At 43.8% G+C, this 21,153-nt stretch carries 19 protein-coding genes; 4 read left to right on the top strand and 15 right to left on the bottom strand.

Annotated features, from left to right (window positions below; translation table 11 throughout):
* Window positions 1-230 precede the first annotated feature (230 nt).
* The 3 genes from CWD77_RS08445 (at window position 231) to arsS (ending at window position 2,484) form a co-directional block, all read left to right on the top strand.
* Window positions 231-674 (top strand): DinB family protein, encoded by a 444-nt coding sequence (locus tag CWD77_RS08445; protein ID WP_101073131.1) that lies wholly within the window; start codon window positions 231-233, stop codon window positions 672-674.
* A 218-nt stretch (window positions 675-892) separates the two neighbouring features.
* On the top strand, window positions 893-1,228 hold the full coding sequence (locus tag CWD77_RS08440; RefSeq protein ID WP_101073130.1) for an arsenosugar biosynthesis-associated peroxidase-like protein: 336 nt from the start codon (window positions 893-895) through the stop codon (window positions 1,226-1,228).
* Between the two features lie 209 nt (window positions 1,229-1,437).
* Window positions 1,438-2,484 carry an arsenosugar biosynthesis radical SAM (seleno)protein ArsS gene (arsS, locus tag CWD77_RS08435; protein WP_101073129.1) on the top strand — a complete coding sequence of 349 codons (1,047 nt, stop codon included), beginning with the start codon at window positions 1,438-1,440 and terminating at the stop codon, window positions 2,482-2,484.
* A 43-nt stretch (window positions 2,485-2,527) separates the two neighbouring features.
* Here the strand turns inward: arsS and CWD77_RS08430 are convergent, their stop codons facing one another.
* The 8 genes from CWD77_RS08430 to CWD77_RS08395 all read right to left on the bottom strand — a co-directional run bounded on the left by CWD77_RS08430 (window position 2,528) and on the right by CWD77_RS08395 (window position 13,540).
* Window positions 2,528-3,856, bottom strand: a complete 1,329-nt coding sequence (locus CWD77_RS08430; protein ID WP_101073128.1) for a TolC family protein — start codon at window positions 3,854-3,856, stop codon at window positions 2,528-2,530.
* Window positions 3,846-6,995 carry an efflux RND transporter permease subunit gene (locus CWD77_RS08425; protein WP_101073127.1) on the bottom strand — a complete coding sequence of 1,050 codons (3,150 nt, stop codon included), beginning with the start codon at window positions 6,993-6,995 and terminating at the stop codon, window positions 3,846-3,848. The genes CWD77_RS08430 and CWD77_RS08425 overlap by 11 nt, the downstream gene beginning before the upstream one ends.
* Window positions 6,996-8,117, bottom strand: coding sequence for an efflux RND transporter periplasmic adaptor subunit (locus CWD77_RS08420; RefSeq protein ID WP_101073126.1), 1,122 nt, complete (start codon window positions 8,115-8,117; stop codon window positions 6,996-6,998).
* Window positions 8,118-8,356: 239 nt separating this feature from the next.
* Window positions 8,357-9,385 carry a sensor histidine kinase gene (locus CWD77_RS08415; protein WP_101073125.1) on the bottom strand — a complete coding sequence of 343 codons (1,029 nt, stop codon included), beginning with the start codon at window positions 9,383-9,385 and terminating at the stop codon, window positions 8,357-8,359.
* Between the two features lie 198 nt (window positions 9,386-9,583).
* The gene (locus tag CWD77_RS08410; protein WP_101073124.1) at window positions 9,584-10,909 is read right to left on the bottom strand and encodes a glycoside hydrolase family 2 TIM barrel-domain containing protein; all 1,326 of its coding nucleotides are present in this window, start codon (window positions 10,907-10,909) and stop codon (window positions 9,584-9,586) included.
* Between the two features lie 171 nt (window positions 10,910-11,080).
* The gene (locus tag CWD77_RS08405; RefSeq protein WP_101073123.1) at window positions 11,081-12,718 is read right to left on the bottom strand and encodes an AMP-binding protein; all 1,638 of its coding nucleotides are present in this window, start codon (window positions 12,716-12,718) and stop codon (window positions 11,081-11,083) included.
* Window positions 12,719-12,977: 259 nt separating this feature from the next.
* The gene (locus tag CWD77_RS08400; RefSeq protein WP_101073122.1) at window positions 12,978-13,319 is read right to left on the bottom strand and encodes a DUF5615 family PIN-like protein; all 342 of its coding nucleotides are present in this window, start codon (window positions 13,317-13,319) and stop codon (window positions 12,978-12,980) included.
* The gene (locus tag CWD77_RS08395; RefSeq protein ID WP_101073121.1) at window positions 13,316-13,540 is read right to left on the bottom strand and encodes a DUF433 domain-containing protein; all 225 of its coding nucleotides are present in this window, start codon (window positions 13,538-13,540) and stop codon (window positions 13,316-13,318) included. Before CWD77_RS08395 ends, CWD77_RS08400 begins: the two co-directional genes overlap by 4 nt.
* A gap of 346 nt (window positions 13,541-13,886) precedes the next feature.
* On the opposite strand from CWD77_RS08395, the gene CWD77_RS08390 reads away from it, so the two are divergent.
* On the top strand, window positions 13,887-14,303 hold the full coding sequence (locus CWD77_RS08390) for an OsmC family protein (protein ID WP_101073120.1): 417 nt from the start codon (window positions 13,887-13,889) through the stop codon (window positions 14,301-14,303).
* Between the two features lie 356 nt (window positions 14,304-14,659).
* On the opposite strand, the gene CWD77_RS08385 is transcribed toward CWD77_RS08390, so the two are convergent.
* From CWD77_RS08385 to CWD77_RS08355, 7 genes are all read right to left on the bottom strand, one after another.
* On the bottom strand, window positions 14,660-16,534 hold the full coding sequence (locus CWD77_RS08385) for a glycoside hydrolase family 13 protein (RefSeq protein ID WP_101073119.1): 1,875 nt from the start codon (window positions 16,532-16,534) through the stop codon (window positions 14,660-14,662).
* Window positions 16,535-16,663: 129 nt separating this feature from the next.
* A complete protein-coding gene (gap, locus tag CWD77_RS08380; RefSeq protein ID WP_101073118.1) occupies window positions 16,664-17,662 on the bottom strand; it encodes a type I glyceraldehyde-3-phosphate dehydrogenase in 999 nt (332 codons plus the stop codon).
* 261 nt (window positions 17,663-17,923) lie between these two features.
* Window positions 17,924-18,613 (bottom strand): ankyrin repeat domain-containing protein, encoded by a 690-nt coding sequence (locus tag CWD77_RS08375; protein WP_101073117.1) that lies wholly within the window; start codon window positions 18,611-18,613, stop codon window positions 17,924-17,926.
* A gap of 147 nt (window positions 18,614-18,760) precedes the next feature.
* Entirely contained in the window at window positions 18,761-19,687 is a 927-nt protein-coding gene (gene fmt, locus CWD77_RS08370) for a methionyl-tRNA formyltransferase (protein ID WP_240596742.1), read from the bottom strand.
* A gap of 12 nt (window positions 19,688-19,699) precedes the next feature.
* Window positions 19,700-20,257, bottom strand: coding sequence for a peptide deformylase (gene def, locus CWD77_RS08365; protein WP_101073116.1), 558 nt, complete (start codon window positions 20,255-20,257; stop codon window positions 19,700-19,702).
* Between the two features lie 5 nt (window positions 20,258-20,262).
* Window positions 20,263-20,694: a Holliday junction resolvase RuvX gene (gene ruvX / locus CWD77_RS08360; protein WP_101073115.1), complete on the bottom strand. Its 432-nt coding sequence runs from the start codon at window positions 20,692-20,694 to the stop codon at window positions 20,263-20,265.
* 4 nt (window positions 20,695-20,698) lie between these two features.
* A complete protein-coding gene (locus CWD77_RS08355) occupies window positions 20,699-21,055 on the bottom strand; it encodes an HU family DNA-binding protein (RefSeq protein WP_240596741.1) in 357 nt (118 codons plus the stop codon).
* Between the last annotated feature and the right edge of the window lie 98 nt (window positions 21,056-21,153).

The following is a 21,153-nucleotide window of genomic DNA, read 5'->3' as shown; positions in this document are numbered from 1 at the left end:
TTTTTTCGTTAATGTTTGATGCATCAATTGCTGAAAATACGAGATTCGAATCTCTATGCAAGAAGAAAAGGATCTAATACACACATTTTATCCTCTTTCCTCCAATTTTCACCTGAACAGCCTAAATATTTGGTTCATAAGTTAAGTACTCAATTTTTTATCTGAATATTTATTGTCTTATATATGGTCTTCATTGAGAATTCACTTTATTCATTCTAACCCCTGATCAAATGATGGTTGAAGATTTTAGAAAAATATTAATCCGGGATCTGGATCGGTTAACATCTGAAATAAATACATTTGATCAGGAAGAGAATCTCTGGAGAACAGACGGAAACGTAACCAACTCCGCCGGGAATCTCTGCCTGCATCTCTGTGGAAATCTGAAATATTACATCGGCGCCAAAATTGGGAATACCGGCTACGAGCGCGATCGGCCGGCTGAATTCAGTCTGAGCAATGTTCCTCGCCTTGAGCTTATAGAGCAAGTCAAAGAGACACGTGAGGTTGTATCATCTGTGCTCAGTAAAATGGATGCAGAACAGCTAAATGAAGATTTCCCCGAGGCTCTCTTTGGATATCCAATGACCTACGGCTTCTTTCTGATTCACCTTTCCGGTCATTTGATGTATCATCTGGGACAAATCAATTACCTCAGACGTATACTCGATTAATCAGAATCTTTATAATGATGCCCCATACTTCTCCACATCTATATGATTGTGATATTTGAACTCAATCATTTTGGTAATATCCTGACGTTATAAATCGTCTGAATTCTATGAATGAACTTCCACTGAAAGTTGTCTACGATAATATCTGACAGCGTACGCTTGAATCTTTAATGAATTGTACGAATAGAACTCTTAAAACAATTGAAACTGAATACCACATGGACAAAACCTATTACAACCCCGAGGACTTAAAAAAATTTGGCAATGTATCCGACTTTCAGGAAAAGCTGGGAAAGAAATTTTTCGATTACTATGGAGCTGTTTTTGAAGAGGGAGCATTAACCGCCCGGGAGAAATCATTGATTGCCCTGGCTGTTGCTCACGCTGTTCAATGCCCATACTGTATTGACGCCTATACCGAAGACACTCTTGAAAAAGGATGTTCAGAAGAACAGATGATGGAAGCCGTTCACGTTGCGACTGCCATTCGCGGAGGAGCCTCACTGGTACACGGCGTTCAGATGATGAACAAAGTGGACAAACTGAGTATGTAGATTTCAGATATGAGACCTGAGATTTGAGATATGAGTTATACCAATTGTAGAGTCACCTAATAATTCTCCCCTAAATAGGGGAGACAAAGAGGAGTGTCAGATTTTTTAAGATCAAAAATTGAGCAACACCCCTCCCCGCCTTACAGCGGTACTCCCCTCAAGGGGAGATTTTAATTCACTTTTGCCTTTTCAATTTTTACTAAAGAATTATGAAGTCCCTTATTGCACAGAGCCATTCACTATCCGACCCGGCCGTCCAGCTGGATGTGATTAACAACCACACTGAAAAAATTAAATCATTCGACAAGTTTGAGGATAAACTGGAGAATATCGGGCTCCATCCTCTGAAACCAACCGGTATCGAGATCTTTCAGATCAACGTTGGCTATATGTGTAACATGACCTGTAAGCACTGCCACGTGGATGCCGGGCCCGACCGAAAGGAGATCATGACCAAAGAGACCCTTCAACAGTGCCTGGGTGCCCTGAAAGATTCAGATATTGATACAGTTGATCTGACAGGCGGTGCACCCGAGATGAATCCGCACTTTCGCTGGTTTGTCGATGAAGTTTCAAAACTGGGAAAGCACATCATTGTTCGGTCCAACCTCACCATTCTGGATACCCGAAAATTTGAGGATCTCCCAAAGTTCATGGCCGATCGCGGTGTGGAGATCACCTGTTCACTGCCTTTTTACAGCAAACGAAGAACCGATATCCAACGAGGCGAAGGAACCTACGACAAATCAATGAAAGTGCTGAAGCTGCTGAATGAAATCGGCTATGGGAAAGAGGATTCCGGGCTAATGCTGAACCTTGTTTACAATCCAGTCGGAGCATTTCTGCCGGGCGATCAGGAGAGTTTGAAACAGCAGTACAAAGAGCGCCTCTGGAAAGATCACGGGATTGTGTTCAACGATCTGTTTACCATCACTAACCTTCCGATCAGCCGTTATCTAAACTTTTTAGTTGAGAGTGACAATCTGGAAGAGTACATGGAAAAACTGATCACCTCGTTCAACCCTTCTGCCGCCATGGGAGTGATGTGCCGGAATACGATCTCTATTGGCTGGGACGGCTCCCTTTACGACTGCGACTTTAATCAGATGCTGAAGATGAAGACCAATCACGGAGCGCCGGATCATATCAAAGACTGGGACCTGGAAAAGCTGAATAACCGGGAGATCGTAACCGATCAACACTGTTTTGGCTGCACAGCCGGAGCGGGAAGCAGTTGTGGCGGAGCCGTAACCTAAAACCATTTTCAGAATCTTTAAGGCATTTCGCCAGATTTTGAATTTACTGTCCCGGTAACCGGTTTAAAATCTGCCCCGATATCTGAAGCAGCTCAATTTCTGAAAGTTTTGCTTCAACACGCTGAGATATCAGATCCTGACGTGCTTCAAGCAGGTTGAGCTGAGCCTCTCTGAAATCGGTATTCGAAACCTGTCCCTGCTCAAATGCCAGCTCGGTTCGTTCAAAATTCAATTCTGCTGTCTCAACATTAACCTGCTGTTTTTCCAATAAATAGAGATTTGTTGTGTACAGTTCATGCGCATTTAAGAGTGCACTTTCGATCTCTTTCTCAGTTAGACGCTGTTGCTCTTCACTGTTTTTAACCCGGATTTTATCATTTTGAACGGAAATATTTCGCCTGAAGCCATCAAAAATCGGAAGACTGAATGTAAGACCGGCACTGAATCCATCGGTTTCCTGAAAGGTGAACTGACCCGCATCGCTCTCCTGTCTGCTGTAATTGTAGCTTGCATTGGTGGATATTTGGGGGTATCGACCTGACCGGGTTTCCTGAAGCTGAAGTTGTGCCTGCTCAAATTCAATCGCGGCTGATCTCAATTGCGCATTCCGCGAAGTGGCTTCCTGCATAAGATCCTCAAGTAAAAGTTGTTCTCGAAGTTCGAAATCCTGCTGAACCGTAACATCTCCGGAAGGATTATCGCCTAACAACACCTGCAAATTCCGTTTGGCCTGATTCAGATTCACCTCAGTTTCTACCACCCGCACGCTATCCTGATTCAAATTCACTTCCGCATTCAGCACATCAACCTGGGAACCGCCGCCCGCTTCAAAATTTCTCTTTGCCCGTTGATATCGCTCGTTAGAAATCTCAACTGCTTGCTCCGTTACATCGAGCAACTGTGCCTGTGTACTCACTTCCAGATACCGTTCAATGACCTGAAGAAGTGTCGTCTCAATTTCCTGTCTGCTTTGAACTTCACCAAGGTCGCGGCTTCTTTGAAGTGACTGCAGCCTGTACCGGTTACCAAACCCATCAAACAGTACCCACTCCAGGTCGAGGCTGGCATTATACCGGGTTGATCGGCTTTCGTTTACATCCTGCCCTTCCTGATTGGTAAAATCCAGCCTGGAATCCTCAATCGATTCGCTGTATAAACTGTTCAGAGAAAGATTTGGCAGATAACCGGCATTTCCCGGCGTGGCACTGTTTTCATCAATCTCTGCGAGATTTCTGGAAATGATGATGGAGTGATTCTCCTCCAGAGCTCTGTTAATCGCATCACTCAGGGACAATTCGTCCGCGTTCTGACCTACCGCCAGAACCGGTATAAAAAATAAAATGACAAACAGGTAAATCGTTCTATTCTTCATTTTCACGCTCCCAGTTTAAATCTTTCACAACAGGCTGAACCGATTCAATGGAAATCCACTCACCTTCCCAAATCCAGTGTGCCGTGCGAATCAAGTTACTTGCGGTAATGAGCAGAATGGGTAGTAAAATCAGCAAAATAAATGTGGCTCCCAACAATCCGTAGGCAACGCTCACCGCCATGGGAATCAGGAACTGAGCCTGAAAACTTTGGTCCAGAATTAAAGGTGCCAGACCGGCTGCCGTTGTTGCAGTTGTTAGAATAATCGGACGGAAACGAGATCGCCCGGCTTCTGTAATGGCCTCGTACACGTCCATCCCTTTCCTCAGATAGTCGTTATAAGCCGTTACAAGTACGAGTCCATCGTTGACCAAAATTCCAATCAAAGCTATAATCCCAAGCAGGGAGAGTATACCCAATGGAATTCCGTGGATATAATGCCCCCAAACCGCACCAATTATTCCAAATGGAATAATGGTAATAATCACGAGCGCCTGGGAAATGGATTTAAATGTGAACACGATTACCGTAAAGATCAGAAGTAAAATCACAGGCAGTACTGTTTGTGCAGCACTGAATACTTCGCCGGTTTCCTGAGCCTCACCCTGCAGTGAGTAACTGATGGATGGATATGTAGATATTATTTCGGGAAGAACACTGTTCTCAAGGTTACTGAGTTCTTCCGGAGCCGATACGGTGGGATCCGCAACATCCGCCTCTACAAGTACCTCTCTAACTCCATCCCGGTGATAGATGGCCACCAATCCCTGCTGATAGCTCAAATTTGCCAGTTCACTCAGCGGGTGCCGGTTACCGGATGCATCCGTGATCTCCATATTCAGAATATCCGCTTCACTCCTGCGCTCATTTACATCATATCGTACCCAAACCCGGACCTCATTTTTTCCACGCTGTAATCTCTGAACTTCATTCCCGAAAAATCCGTCTCTCACCTGCCGGCTCACCTCGGCGGTTGACAGGCCAAGTGCATAGGCTTGATCTTTCAGCTCAATATGGATTTCAGGTTCTTCATCATCCCGGTTGTCAAGAACATCTGCCAAATTCGGATTACTTCTCATCTCCTCCATCAGCGTGTCGGCTGCCCGGTTCAGTTCGTCAAAGTTGGAAGAAAACAGTGAAATGGCGACCGGTTTACCGAAAGGTGAACCCCCTTCATACGAAACACGCTCTGCCCGGGGAATCTCCCCAACTTCCTCTCGTAAATCAGCTATAATTTCTGAAGTTCGAATGGGACGCTCTTCCGAAGACATGAGATAATAGGTCATGTTCAGTTCGTTGGTTTCGTAACCCACTCTCATCTCAATATTCCGAATGATATCTTCGTCGGTACCGAACTCTTCCTGATATTTTTCATTGAGTCTCTCACCGGCAGACACCATCCGTTCACCCTGCCGCTCAGTATACTCAACGTTTATCGCCCGGGTGAGTAGCACTTCTACCGAAATACTGTTGCCTTCAATCTCCGGGAAAAAAGTAGTGCGAATGATAGAACCGTTAATCGCTGCAAAGGTAAACACCAGTACAGAGAGCGTACAGAAAAAGACGAAGGTTTTATTTCGAAGAGAGAATTTATATGCAGGCACATAATAGCGGTCCCGAAATGTTTTAATCGAGTTTGCAACTTTCTCCTGAAACCGTCCGTTTGATCCGTTTTTCTTGAGCGATTTGGAGTGAGCGAGATGTGCAGGCAGAAAAATAAATACCTCAATCAGCGATACAATCAGCGTTGCGGATACCACAAACGCTACGTCAGAGAAAAACTCTCCAAGTTGTCCCGGAATAAAAAAGAAGAAAGAAAATGCCAGAACAGATGTAATAATTGCGGATGTTACAGCCGGTACAACTTCCATTGTGCCTTCCACAGCGGCTTTTATCGGCGTCAATCCTTCCTCGTACTTCTGAAAGATATTCTCTCCAACCACGATCCCGTCATCCACCAGAATACCGATCACAATGATCATCCCAAACAGTGAGATTACATTGATTGTGAGACCGTACCAGGTCGCCAGAATGAACATTCCGCAAAGCGAGATCGGTATACTTAATGCAACCCAAAAGGCAAGACGGACACGCAAAAACATTCCCAGAAGCAGTATAACCAGCGCTGCCCCAATGAGTCCATTAGACTGCAACAGGCCAATCCTTTCCCTCAGATTTTGAGTGGCATCATCCACCAAAATCAATTCAACGTCTGAACGGCCTTCGTTAAACTTCTCGATATACTCTTTGATATTCTCTGACGCCATCAGGATATCTTCATTGTTGGTGGTGTTCACCGATATATTTATGGAACGCTCTCTGTCCAGAAAAACACGCTGAGCCCCCTCTTCAACATCATCTTCAACATAAGCCACATCACTCAACCGTATAATGGTTCCATCATCACGGGTAACCACGGGAATATCTTTGAATCCTGTAGCGTAGTAGTCTCTCTGCTCAACACGAATCCGATACTCAAGCTCACTTCCGCGAAGAATACCTCCGGTTGATCGGATATTTTCTGCGGCAATGGCACTTGAAATATCATCGATCGAGAGTCCATAATTTCTGAGGGCAGATTCCCGCACGCTGATTTCCACTTCCGGGTCGTTGTATCCGAAAATACTGACGCGAGAAATATTGTCATATTTACGAAGCTCGTCCTCTACCTGATCCGCCAGTTCCTGAAGTGCTGTTACGGATACATCTCCGCGAAGTACCATCTGTCCCGCCGGATTCACCTGGTCTTCCTTTGAAACAGTCAGTTCCTCAAGGCCGGATGGAAATGTGCTGATGCGGTCCACTTCGTTTTTAATTTCCTGGAGAGCTACATTCGGGTCGATACCGGTCTCTATTTCAACCGTTACCGTAGTACGGTCCTCCTCGGTGCGGGAGGTGATCTCTTTCACTCCGTCAACGGCTTTTACATTGTCTTCAATTTTCAGAACAATACTCTCTTCCATTTCAATGGGAGAAGCTCCCGGATATACAGCCTGTACATTGATAAAACGAGTCTGCTGCTCCGGAAAGAAGGATGAAGATAGATTAAAAGCTGCGAGCGCGCCAAAAAAAAGGATTACCAAAATCAACAGGTTGACCAAAGCAACATGCTTCACAAAAAAGCGGATCATATTTCGCATTTACTGATCCTCCCGTTCCGTCACTTTCGCATCTTCAAAGGCCGCATTTCTAAACTCATCAATGATCTTTGTTCCGGGTTCGAGTCCGGTTACAATCATACTGTCGCCAGCACTTGCCAGCAACTCAACAGTCTGGAGTTTTGACCTGTCATTTTCCACAACAAAGAGTTCATTATCCCGGACAAGAATATCTTTATGCACTTTAAACGCTTCATCAAAGCTCTGCCCCATAATTTCTCCCTCGAGGTAATTCCCCGGCTCAAATTCAGATCCTGAAATTTCCATATACACTTTCAAGCTCTGAGTGCCCGGATCAATCACAGCGTTTTTTCGACTGATTACCGCACTATACTGATCCGAATTGTATCCCTCTGTTTGAACAGTCACTTCATCTCCCACAGAGATGTATCTCGCCTTAGACGCCGGGATTGAGGCCTCAATTTCAAGATTTTCCACTCCGGTAAATTGACCCAACTGTTGGCCGTTTTGTACCAATGCTCCGGGATTGATGGCATGATCTGTTACAACTCCATCATACGGAGCGCGAATGGTATATTTCTGAAGTCTGACTTCCTGTCTGCGTATAGACGAAAATCGGCTGTATACGTTCTCGCGGTTCAAAAACATCCGGAACTGACGGTCATCCACTTCCGGCAGTGGCTGCAGGGAATCTGTTGCATCCAGTTCATCCAGATAGGCCTGCCATTTATCGTAATGTGCAGAATAATCGATGCTTATATCCGGCAGGATTTGAGAGATTAGAGCCGCAAATTCATATCGGGCAGCTTCCAGGTCCTGCTGTTCTTCATCATCATTCATTCGAAGGAGCACTTCTCCCTTATTAAACGATGTACCGGTTTTAAACGGCTTGTCGCTTCCTTCATAAATACCGGTTATTTCAGCGTAAATATCATACTGATCAAAAGGTACAACACGCCCTGTAAAACGGATGGTTGATTGAATGGTTTGAGGTGCATATTCCATCATTAATACAACTGCACCATCATTTTCCTGAGAAGCCTCATCTTCCTCCTCATCGCCGGAAACGATGTACCAGGAGAGAGCCACTGTTGCAATAAAAATTAAAATTCCGGAAAGCACCGAAAGTTTTCGGTTATCCATACAGATTCTGTCAAATTACTATTCATTTACGCCTTTTAAACTTCCATAAGGAATAAATAGTTCAATCTGTTTTTTTATCGAAGTGGACTCCGTTGAGTCTGTAACCTGCATAACTCACGTATAATCTATTCTGATTCGCCTGGTAGAATCCTTTAGAAATTTTAGTCTCTCATTGATATAAAAATTCCAATATCCGGAGATGAAGCGGTTTGATTAGTCAGAATAAATGGCTGACTGATTTAGTCATTTAAGGTAAATGATACTAAAAAGGTAGTTCCTTCTCCCGGTATGGAGGAGTATGAAAAATCTGCGTCGAGCTGTTTTGCAAGCGTCTGAACAATACCCATTCCGATGGAAGAGGAGTCTATTGAAAAGTCTTTCGGTAATCCTATTCCATCATCGGATATTTCGATCAACAACTGATCTTGATTAGACCCGGCTTTTATTTGAATATGCCCTTCTTCCTTACCTTCAAAAGCGTGTTTATAGGCATTGACCAGCAATTCTGACAGAAGTAAGCCGAGGGGCACAGCCTGTAGCAGGGGAATGGTGATACTTCCACAATCAATGTCGATCGTAATATTTTTGTCCGGCAGTATGATGACCTCATCAACACTTTCTGCCATTTGGTTCAGATAAGAATCCAGGGATATATTTGCATCCATTTCAGCCTTTTTATAGAGCTGTTCATGAACCTGAGCAATGGACTGAAGTCGACAGTAGGACGTTTTCAGACTTTCGACAACCTTTTCATCAACGGAGGCTTCAATCTGCATGTAGAGCAATCCGGCTATAATAGCTAAATTATTTTTTACCCTGTGATGCATCTCACCCAACAGTATGGAGCGCTCTTTCAAATTACTCTGCAGCTGCCTTTCTGTTTTTTTTTGCTCCGAAATATCCCTAATCACACTTACTACGCCCTCTTCCCAACCAAGTTCTCTATGCAGGGAGCTTATCGTATGGTAGGTATCAATGATGCCCCCGTCTCTTCTTTTCATCTGAAATTCACCTTTATAAACCTCACCCCGGTTCAGAACGGCTTCACTCTCTTTCCCAAATTGACGGTAATGTTCACGGCTTACATGCAGGATCGAGGTTTCCCGGCCAATCAATTCACTTTTCTTGTAGCCAAACAGATCTTCTGTTACAGCGTTACAATTTCTAATGATTCTCCCACCCGGCTCAATAATAATAACGGCCTCACCAATACTGTCCAGAATAACATTATTCATCTCTTCCTGAGCTTTGAAGGTGTCTTTCATCATATTATTCCATTCCCGATGTTTAAATTGGGGTGTGCAGTACGTGTGCCATCACAGAAAATATATAATTTTTTTTTAAACGCTCTCCAATTTCATCTTTAATTTTTTTCTTTACGCAAACTAGCTTAAAAAGAGAAATCGAAATGATTTCCCTCAACATCTTTACACTCTATCGCTTAATACAATTGAACAGACTTGAATTTAACTGCGCACGTAAAATGGAATATTTGCAGTAGCCACACGATTAATTTCTTCGTCTTTCAAATAAACAAAGATGCGGTATGGGCTCTCTTTTTCCGGAGCAATGAGCCGAACTGTAGTCCCTTCTCCTTGACTCAATCGACCATGGACCTTCGGAGGCTTCTCTTCCCGGTCACCGCCATCCTTCAAGTCGGTGCTTTCATGAAAAACTTCCCACTCAATCCTTACATTTTCTGAAAATCGAATTAATGGAAGCACCTCTGCTTCAACCTGTTGACCCGGCTTCAGGTAGATGCTATCGAGAGCTGTTTTTCCGTCAAGCCGATAGTCATCAATACCGGGAGCTCGTTTTTCCGGCCACGTTCCGGTCCAATTATACTGCATAGAATCAACCACCTCTATCGGGTCGCCATTTTCCATAAACATTCCGTACCAGGTATGCGTCCTCTCCTGTTTTTGTCCCCACAAAAAGACATACGATCCCAGGCACTTTTCACTGTCAGATCCCATTGAAGCTTGGTATCGATCCTTATAAAGTTCTGCTTTCACCGTAGATGTTTCTTCAATAGCAACGTCCCATTCGGTGCGGGGAGATTCCCAATGGCCTGTTGGCCCCCATTCAGTAACTATATAAGCTTCATCCCAGCCATACTTTCTTACATTTTCGGGAAGTGCTGTCAGGCCTCCGTACGTGTTGACGGACAGCAAGTCCAGATCGCTGCATTTCTCTTTAATATGATCTACTTTCTCCTGATTTATACCGGCTATCATGGTTGTGGTTAAATGGTGCGGATCTTCATTATGTATCATTTTTGAAACGTCATTTACCGCATGCCACACACTAGGATTTGTGTAGTTGAGATCCAGCTCATTGCCAATTCCCCACATCAGAACAGCAGGATGGTCTTTATACTTCAAAACCTCATCGCGCATTCTTGTCAATTGGGATGATACAGCCTTCTTATCGTCGTAATTAAAACCGTGCCGCTCTTTGCCCATATTCAGTCCCAGGCAAACGGATATTCCAAGACTGTGAGCTTTGTCCAACAGATTCATAGTATCCGGTCCTGTACTCCATCTTCGAATTGAATTTCCGCCGATAGATGCCAGGAGTTCGAGATGCCCGCCCCCTCCGGCCCCGTTGATGTAGTACGGTTCACCGCCTCTGTATATTTGAAATGAACCATTTTCTTCTTTAATCTCTACAGGTATGGGGCCGTTTGCTCGCTTTGCCCATCCCACAAAAGGCGATAATGGATTACTCACCATTACTAAACTTCCTGTTGTAAACAGTGAGGTTTTGAGTAACCACTCTTTTCTATCCATGATGAAGTAGTTGATTGTCTTTGATGGATTGTTTTTTAAATCTCCGTAATCCCATTCAAAATTTAGGGAAGTCCATTCTCCAATGCTACTGTAGCTTAAAGATTATCTCCCATTTCACCTCAGAATTTCTTCGAAACTCCGCGGATTCATCTGCGTAGCTCTGCAAGACAATCAGGTGTACAAAAAGCGTTTGATATTTTTCTTTGGCGTTTTTTCGAACTCTTGGTCCACAAGTTCAATTGCCGACAGCTGCTCGTATGAGGCTACAGCTTCATTATAGGAGCGACGCGTTTTCTCCAGGATATCCTCAAGATCTTCCTCTTTAGTGCGGGTCGACGCCATCATTTCGGCATCTGGGTACACCTTAGCCACCAACCGGTTATTGCGCTGAATAATCACACACTCCTGAATAAACGGAAAATTCATAAGCCGCGACTCCAGCTCCTCAGGATATACATTCTGGCCGCTCGGTCCCAACAGCATATTTTTTTTGCGTCCTTTGATGAAGATAAAATTCTCTTCATCCGTGATCCCCAGGTCTCCGGTCTTAAACCAGCCGTCTTTTGTAAACGCCTGCTCATTGGCTTTTTTATTGTTGTAGTAACCCAGCATTAAATTCCGGCCCTTTACCTGAATTTCACCGGGATCCTTATATGGAGCTTCGCTGTCTATTCTTACTTCCATCCGGTCGACCAACCTGCCTGATGATCCTTTCTTTGTCTCATCGTGTGGTGCATAACTGATCAGCGGCCCGCATTCGGTCATCCCGTAGCCAATCGTAAAAGGGAATTCGATTTTTCTGAAAAAGGCTTCCACTTCAGGGCTTAACGCTGCTCCGCCAACTACCGCTTCATGAAAATTTCCTCCAAAGCTTTCGATCAGGCTTTTCCGCGTTTTTTTATAGATCAGGTTTCTGATTCCCGGTATGGCTAACAGTACTTTGACCGCCGGTTTTTCAAGTGACGGCACAATTCGCTTTTTATAGATCTTCTCTATGATCAGCGGAACCAGCAAAATGAGATGAGGTTTTACTTCTCCAAGTGCTTTCAGCAGTATCTGTGGAGTGGGTACTTTGGTCAGAAACATAATGTGGCACCCCAGCGAAACCGGAAACAGATTCTCAAAAGCCAGCCCAAATATATGTGCCATGGGTAAGATGGAGACAATCCGGTCGCCGGCTTTAAGCGGCATATTCTCCCGCGCATAGATAATATTTGATTCAATGCTTCGCACCGGAAGCATCACGCCCTTGGAAAACCCCATCGATCCCGATGTATAGGAAAGAATCAACAGATCTTCGTCACCCCGTTCGGGAAATGAAAAATTCTCTTTTTCTACCTTCAGTGATGGATCTATAGCCGATTTGTCCGAGGATTTCGATTTGCCATTCAGAATTCTGAAATCATCCGTGGAAATCGTGAGTTTTAATCCTTTCAGTTCTGATTTGTTCAGGTTTGCATAGAGAGAGTCTGCCACGAACAGTGCTTTAGCGCCGGAATGCTCTAATATGTGGTGAGCATTTTCGGGCGTGAAATCAGGAAGAATCGGAACCACCACACCTTCAAATGCCATAATAGAGAAAAATACTGTGGCCCAGTTTGATGAGTTCCGAGCATAGATCGCAATCTTATCCCCGGGCTTTAATCCCGCCTTCTTCAGGGTGACTTTTAGCGCCTCAATCTGATTGGCCACTTCACCATATGTTGATGTTTGACCACCATAATCCGTAAAAAGAAGACTCTCCCAGTTTTGCTGAAATGCCTCAGTATACATTTGATCTAACCTGTTCCGGGAAGCTGATTTTTTCATTGATGAGCGATGAGATTAAGAGTTGTCAGATCTCCTTTTTTTTTAAAGAACTGTTCTTCCAACTCTAAAGTACTACTCAAAGATTGAATTGCCAACCAGCTTGATGGGAGTACGGACTGACTTAGTGCTACCAAGGAATATGTAGTACGGGCTTTATTGCTGCTATGATACTTAACGGATTAGCCGGCTAACAGGCCGGACGAGTAATTTTCCAAAACTTCAAAATGAAAACTCGTCCGCTTGAATCACTTTGTTAACCTTATTTATCACTGATTTCAACGATATTCTCACCACTTTCTAAAAGCTCTTTTGCCTTTAGAAACGTTGTCGACAAAATTTCTCTCATTTTAGCATTCGAAGTGTTACCGCAAGTAACCCAGATAAGTTTTGGTGGTGTACCTTTTTGCTCAATAAGCTGGATGAAATCATCATCTTTACTCATGACAACTGCATCTGCTTTCTTTACCTTTTCAAAAATCTCAGGATCTGTTGCATCACGAAGACCAAGGGCACGAACTGACTTTGCTTCTATATCATTAAATGTAAGGTTGATCCACGCGGCAATAGCAGGTGAGAGTTGTGCATCAATCCAAAGCTTCATGCCGCAACTACTGGATGATCAATTTTCCCTCGGGCATACTTGATGGATGCTTCAATATCATCTTTTTCCAGGTCAGGCAATTCTTCCAAAATCTGCTCATGACTGAGTCCGGCTGCGAGCAGATCCAATACGTCAACGACACGAATTCTCATGCCCCTGATACATGGCCTGCCGCCACATTGATCGGGATTTGTCGTTATGCGTTTTCTCCAGTCTTTCATTTTGGTAGAATTTTGTAGTTAATATCGTAAATCTACTCAAAACAAGGCAGATATCATAGATTGAGGAAAATGAGGTAAACATGTATTTACCGGCAGTGCATTTGCACGTCTGCTGCCAGATAATAAACCAATCAATCCCTCAAAGCAAACAAAAACAACATTTTGTCGGGTAAATTACCAACTTATGATAGTGCAACACCCGAATAATCCGCCAAATAAAAATTTTATGCGGTCTACCCTTAAACACACTCCCAAAACATCCACCCACCAATCTCTCTGCCATCCCTCACGAAAATTCGGTATTTTCAGACCACAAAATCTTTAATCAAACCTATTTCACAACAGTATGAAAATTACGATTCAGCGCCTGAATGATGACGTTCACATGAAAGCCACTAACGAAGATGGAGTAAGCCTGGAGATGGATGGTTCGGATGACATTGGTGGTAACAACAGTGGCTTCAGGCCCATGCAGATGCTTTTAGCGGCAGCCGGCGGATGTTCAACTATCGACATCATCGGAATCCTGAAAAAGAAGCGCCAGAATCCGGAAGACATTAAAATTGAAGTGACCGGTGAGCGAATCAAGAAAGGAACCTACACGGAGTTCTCTGAAATCCACCTACACTATATTTTTAAGGGAGATCTGGACCCCAAGCAGGTAGAAAAAGCGATTGACCTATCCCTTGGCAAGTACTGCTCTGTAACCAAAACCCTGGAGAAGACGGCAACCATATCGAGCAGCTTCGAGATAGTTGAATAGTCTTTGATATTGAGATGTGAGTCAAGGTAGTAGCGTTATGTTTGGAATGAGAAGCAAATCTCCCCCCATTTTCAAGGAGGGGATTAAGGGGAGGTTAAAATAATTGAGTTTCAAATTTTTTCGATTTATGCCTTTTAGGAACGGATTCTTAAAACAGGTTATTAAGCTCAGTTATCATTATGAAATCATTCTCTCTTTTCTCAACCACCCCCGGCCCCTCCTTGAAAAGGAGGGGAAGCTCTACTTTCAAACAAAACTCAAAAAGTCATCCCCTAAATCCCCCTCCTCACTTCGCTGAAGCTTCGAAAGGCAGGTCGAAGGGGGACTTTTCGGGAGTTTACTTTTTTTAGCTCATCTTACTCAAGCTCTAGAATCATCGCATCCATTCCGGATACTTCCAGTACTTCTCCGATCTGAACGGTTTGATCGCTCACAACATCATAGGCGGATGAAGTACCATCCAGAAGTTCTGAGAATCTGGCTAAATCCAGTTCCTGAGTCTCTTCGTTCGCATTCAGAACCACCATCACGGTTTTGTCATCATTATGTCGGAAATAGACATAGACATTGTTTTGAGGAATGAAGTGGGTCAGCTCCCCGCTGTGTATCACATCCTGATTCTGGCGCCAGTTGGCTGCCCGTGTTAAAAACTCATGAGCATCCACAACCGGAAATCCTGTCTCTTCGACCAGCTCCTCTCGTCCTTCCTCGGTAAATCCATCGATCGGATCCTCTTCCCATCCGCCGGGGAAATCTTTCCGCTTCAGCCCGTCCGGACCACCGCCGGTCATCAAAATTTCATCACCGTAGTAGAGCTGAGGAATTCCGCGGGTGGTCAATACAAAGCTGAGGGTAATTTTAAACTTGCCGTAATCTTCACCTACCACCGAGAAAATCCGGTCCAGGTCGTGATTTCCCGGAAAGATCACATTCAGGTTTGGATCAGGGAACAGAAAATCCTGACTCAGAACATCATACAGCCTGTAAATCCCGGTATCCCAGGATTCATCTTCATTCAACCCGGCGGCAATTGCATCGTATAGCGGGAAATCGGTTACGCTGGGCAGGTAGCTCTCATAACCGTCAGAGCTCGGGAAGCCGGTCTGCCAGTACGCGGTTGACGGCGGGTTAGACATCCACGCTTCACCCACCATATTGAAATCGGGAAACTCTTCCAGAACGCGCCGGCTCCACTCAGCCATATACTCTTTGTAGGGATACGGATGAGTGTCCATTCGAATTCCGTCAATTCCGGAGTATTCAATCCACCAGAGTGTATTTTGAATCAGGTAATTTGCCACTAATTCATTCCGCTGATCTATATCAGGCATATCCACCACAAACCAACCCTGTACCATCGCGCTGTAGTCAAAATCGGAAGCATAGGGATCCATCACGGTTGCGGCTCTGAAATTAGTTGTCCCTTTCTCTTCAATATCGTGCACCCAGTCGGATGTGGGTTGGTCTTTCACAAACCAGTGTTCGGTCCCCACGTGGTTGTGAATCATATCCATAATCACTTTTAAATCCATATCGTGGGCTTTATCAATCAGCTCCAGATATTTTTCATTGCTTCCGAAACGGCGATCAACCCGGTACATATCGGTTGCCGCATATCCGTGATACGCTCCATACTCCGGCGGCATATCATTTTCCAGGATCGGAGTAAACCAGACCGCCGTCATTCCCAGATCCTTGATATAATTCAGATTATCGATGATTCCCTGGATGTCTCCACCGTGACGTGCATTCGGATTGGATCGGTCCACACCTTCCAGCATTCCCTCGATGTTGTCATTTCCGGGATCACCGTTTGCAAACCGGTCGGGCATCAGAAGATAGATCAAGTCCGTAGAGTCGAAACCCTGATTCCGGTTTGTATCACTGCTCCGCTCTTTCAGTTCATAAGGTATGGTTGTTGTATCTCCGTCTCTTTGAAATGACAACTCCACAGTTCCCGGTTCAGCCTTATCATGAATCCTCAATGTCACAAACTGATAGTTGGGATTGTCGACAAGTGTTACACGCTCAATGGTTACCCCGGGGTAATCAACAGACGGAATTGCGGATTGAATATCCTCACCATAGATCAAAAGCTGAAGATCAGACTCCTCAAACCCAATCCACCAGTTTTCCGGCTCAACCCGGTCAATCTCTACCGGCTGAGCAATCAGGGTGTTTATTGAAAAAAGAAGAATCAGAATAGATAAAATAGTCGATAATTTTTTCATAACAGGTTATTTATTAACGTGGGTGTTCGTCCTCACTTTTGTAATAATCTCTTCTAAAAATAAAAAAAAGCCCGCATAGTTTATATACGGGCTTTCGTACAGATTCAACATCTGAGAGTCTGCAACAGACTACATTATTTTTGTAACCAGTTCCGCAGTTCGTGCAGAGTATCCGGCTTCGTTGTCGTACCAACCAACAATTTTCACCATCTTACCATCTACTTTGGTAGATAAGCTGTCAAAAATGCAGGAATGTGGATTTCCAATAATGTCCGTGGATACAAGCGGCTCATCACTATATTCAAGAACTCCTTTCATTTCACTACTTGCAGCTTTCTTGAAAGCTTCCTGAACTTGTTCCTCAGTAACATCTTTACTTACCAATGCAGTAAAGTCTGTCAGTGATCCGTCCGGAACAGGTACTCGAACGGCCATACCGTCCAGTTTACCATCGAGATGTGGAAGCACCAATCCAACAGCGGCGGCAGCACCCGTTGTTGTAGGTACGATGTTGGCAGCAGCAGCACGAGCCCTGCGAAGATCTTTATGCGGACCATCAACAATTTGCTGGTCGCCTGTGTAGGCGTGAATGGTTGTCATAAATCCTTGCTCTACACCAAAGGCATCATCAAGCACTTTCACCATGGGAGCAAGGCAGTTTGTGGTACAGCTTGCATTAGAGTAGACGGTTTTGCTTTTATCCAGTTCATGATCATTCACACCGATAACAATGGTTTGAAGATCACCTTTACCGGGTGCAGAGATAATTACTTTTTTAGCACCGGCTTCGATGTGTTTGGCAGCTCCTTTATCATCACGGAAAATACCTGTGGATTCCACAATCACTTCTGCACCGCGTTCGCCCCATTTTAGGTTTACAGGATCACGCTCTGCGGTAACTCCAATTTTACTTCCGTTAATAACCAGGTTATTTCCATCAGCATGAACCTCTCCATCAAACTTACCATGTACAGAGTCGTATTTAAACAGATGGGCGAGTGTTTCAGTATCCGTCAAGTCGTTTATTCCAACAACTTCAATTTCATCACTCTGATATTTCAGGATGGATCGCATTACTAGTCGGCCGATCCGCCCAAACCCATTAATTCCAACTTTTACTTTAGCCATAAATTTTTGCTCCTTTTCATTTTAAATTAACTGCTGGTTTGCAGTATTTATAACAATAAAATAATGGTTTAGATTCATTCAATCCATTAATTCATCAAAGTTACGCTATTCATTTTTATAAATTTAGGGTGGGAGCGCTTTTCCAAAATTTTGACCACTCTACCTCATAATTTTATATGGCTAAAATTATGGCCCAAAATTAAAAAAGCCTTCGAATTTCTCCGAAGGCTTTTGAATCTGATCAACAGTGAATACCGATTCTTAATCATCCAAATCCATTTCATCAGGAATATCTTCATCATCGCCCGACATCAGCTCATCAACGCTGTCAACATCCGTGTCGTCATCTTCATCGTCTTCAATAACCGGGGCAACCTTCTTTTTAATTTGAGCTTTTGCTCCGGCCCGTTTTAACTGCATTGCTATATCGGCGTTGTCATTATCCAGGGCAATGTTCAAAGCCGTATCGCCATTTTTATCTTTCAGTCGGACATTGGCTCCTTTTTCAATCAAAAGTTTCACTACTTCAGAATGACCTTCTCTTGCAGCCAGCATTATTGCGGTATGTCCCCACCGCTGCTGTGCATTTACGTCCGCACCTGCATCCACCAGTAACTTAACCGCGTCTGTATTTCCTTCGCGAGCAGCAACTATCAGAGCAAGATCACCGATTGGAGTACCATTATCCAACAGATACTTTATGATATATGTACTTCCACTTTCGGCAGCACGGTTCAGTGCAGTACCGCCCATTTTAGTCTGCACAGCCGGATCAGCTCCCTCTTCAATCAAATATTTAATCACATCCAAATGGCCATTTTCTGCAGCGTAGATCAGTGCTGTATTGCCATTCTTGTGAGTTTGATTAAGATCCTCTCCTTTCTCATGGAGATTTTGAACCTCGTTTAAATTTCCATCTTTTGCGGCTTTTAGTAGTGGCGAAAGCTCCATAATGATGCAGTAATTGAATTATAAATATGTTTTCTTTTGAGAAAGTGTATCCCTGTTAATTCTGAACAGTATATCTAAAATAAATCACTTTAAAGCAATAGGGATTTCGCGCATTTTTAAATTAAACTGTCCGCTCAAGAGTATCTTCTATTTTAAAACTACAGAAGTATCGTAACCATTCATAAAATCCAGGCCTGAGAATCTCTTCGTTCCGGGAAGTTGCAGCTCCTTCAGCTGCAGCAAACCATCCTTGCACTGCACAAACAGTCCCTCGTCCAGTTCAACAAGCTCACCCGGTTCTCCCGTTTTCTTCATGGGCCCGGGCTTGGAGCGATGTACATTCAACTTTTTATCATCGTACATGCACCAGGCGGTGGGAAATGGATTCAATCCTCGGATCAGATTGTGCACATTTTCAACCGATTCGCTGAAATCTATTTTTGTGTTCTCATTGAATAGTTTGGGCGCCGGGGTCGCGTCCTCATGGTTCTGAGCCATTCGTTGATCATTCCCTTCAGCAATCTGATCGATGCACTGTTTCAACAAATCTGCTCCTTTCACCTTTAAACGATTGTAAAGATCTCCGGTGGTTTCCATCGGACCAATTTCTGTCTTAAACCTTCCAATAATTTCACCGGTATCCACTTTTTCATCCAAAAAGAATACGGTGCACCCTGTCTCTTTTTCTCCGTTGATGATTGCCCAGTGAATCGGGGCTGCGCCACGATATTTAGGCAGTAGAGACGCATGTAAATTGATAGAACCGATGGTGGGAATCGCCAAAATATCTTTCGGAAGAATTCTGAAGGCAACGACAACCAGTAAATCCGGTTTCAGTTCTTTCAGTTTTTCTTTGAACACGTCCGATTTTGGATCTTCCAGATCAAGGGTTGGGTAACCCAGCTCCACAGCTTTTTTCTTCACCACGGTTGGCTGTGGCTTGCCGCCTCGGCCGCGCCTCTTATCCGGATTGCTAACTACAGCAATTATCTTATGATCTGAATTGTGAATAGCCTCAAGAGATGGAATCGCAAAATCGGGCGATCCCATAAATACAATTCGCAAACTTTTCATCTTTCGTATAGATCAGCTTTTAGAAACAACCGGATATTCAATTTCCAGTGTGCCTTTATCAATTTTCTTTAGAAGAGATTTGTGCAACCGTTTCCGAAACGCACTCAAATAGTCCAGAAACAAGACGCCCTGAAGGTGGTCGTATTCGTGTTGAATTACACGCGAAACCCACCCGGTAGCGGTAACCGTCTGTTTTTTAAAATCCCGATCCAGATACTCCACAACCACTTTGTCCGGGCGAACAACATCGTCCCGTACATCTGGAATACTTAAACAGCCCTCCTCAAGCTTCACTTTTTCTCCACTCTTCTCAATGATCTTGGGATTTATAAAGACCATCGGCCCCATATTCAACTCATCCACCTCTTCGGTGATTCCGTCTGCATCCATCACAAAGAGTTGAATCTCTTTACCAATTTGCGGAGCTGCAAGTCCCACTCCGCTGGAATTGTACATGGTATCAAACATATCATCAATCAATGTTTGCAACTCTTCCGTATTCTCTTTTACCGGCTGAGTCTTTTCTCGTAAAACCGGGTCATTGTAGGTGATAATGGGTAAAACTGACATAAATTCTATAGTTCTGGATACGCTTCAAGAAATTGCTGTAAAATAAGGGCTGCAGATGCCTGATCCAACCTGCCTTTTTTTTCCCTGCGTTTTTTTGATACTCCCGCATCCATCATCGCTTCCATTGCCTGTTTGGATGAGTAACGTTCATCCATTTTATGGATTGCAAGATTTTTGTAGCGTTTCTTCAGATGATTATAATAATCCTGGGCAAGATGAGTTGCATTTGTGGGTTCGCCGGTGGGTGTTAATGGCCACCCCACAACAATGGCTTTATAAGGTCCTTCCTCTCTGATCTGTCTCTCAACTTCGATAAAAGATTCCTCGGGAGAAAATGTACCCACAGGATTCGCAACTGTTCTTAAAAGATCAGTTCTGGCAATGCCAACACGCTTCCCGCCTACATCTATCCCGAGGATTCTGCCAAAATCAGCCAATCACTTATTTGTTACTTTTCTTCTTTACTTCTTCAAGTGGCTGTTTCAGAAACTTTTTCAAGCGTTTGCTTGGTTTGAAATGAGTTTTTCTATGTGCAGGCACATAAATAACTTCATTTGTTTTTGGGTTTCTGGCCTTTGGCTTGGCTTTTGTCTCCTTAACTTCGAATACACCAAAATCACGGAGTTCAATCCTGCAAGTAGGATCTGCAGCGAGCATTTTACTTCTTAGAGCATCTATAACAGCATCTACCCACGGTTCGGACTGATTGAGCGGAACGTCCATTTGGTCGGCTACTGTTCGCACGATATCACGTTTTGTATAAGTCACCATCTTCTTGTTTTGTTTTATAGTTTTCACTCCTAATACACGTTTAACAATGTATCATATCTACAAACAATTATTAATAAAAGATTTGAAAATAAAAATAGGTGAATCAAACAAATTTAAATACGTAA

Origin of the sequence: Rhodohalobacter barkolensis (assembly GCF_002834295.1) — a bacterium.
GTDB classification, from domain to species: domain Bacteria; phylum Bacteroidota; class Rhodothermia; order Balneolales; family Balneolaceae; genus Rhodohalobacter; species Rhodohalobacter barkolensis.
This window is presented reverse-complemented; position numbering and strand designations above follow the sequence as displayed.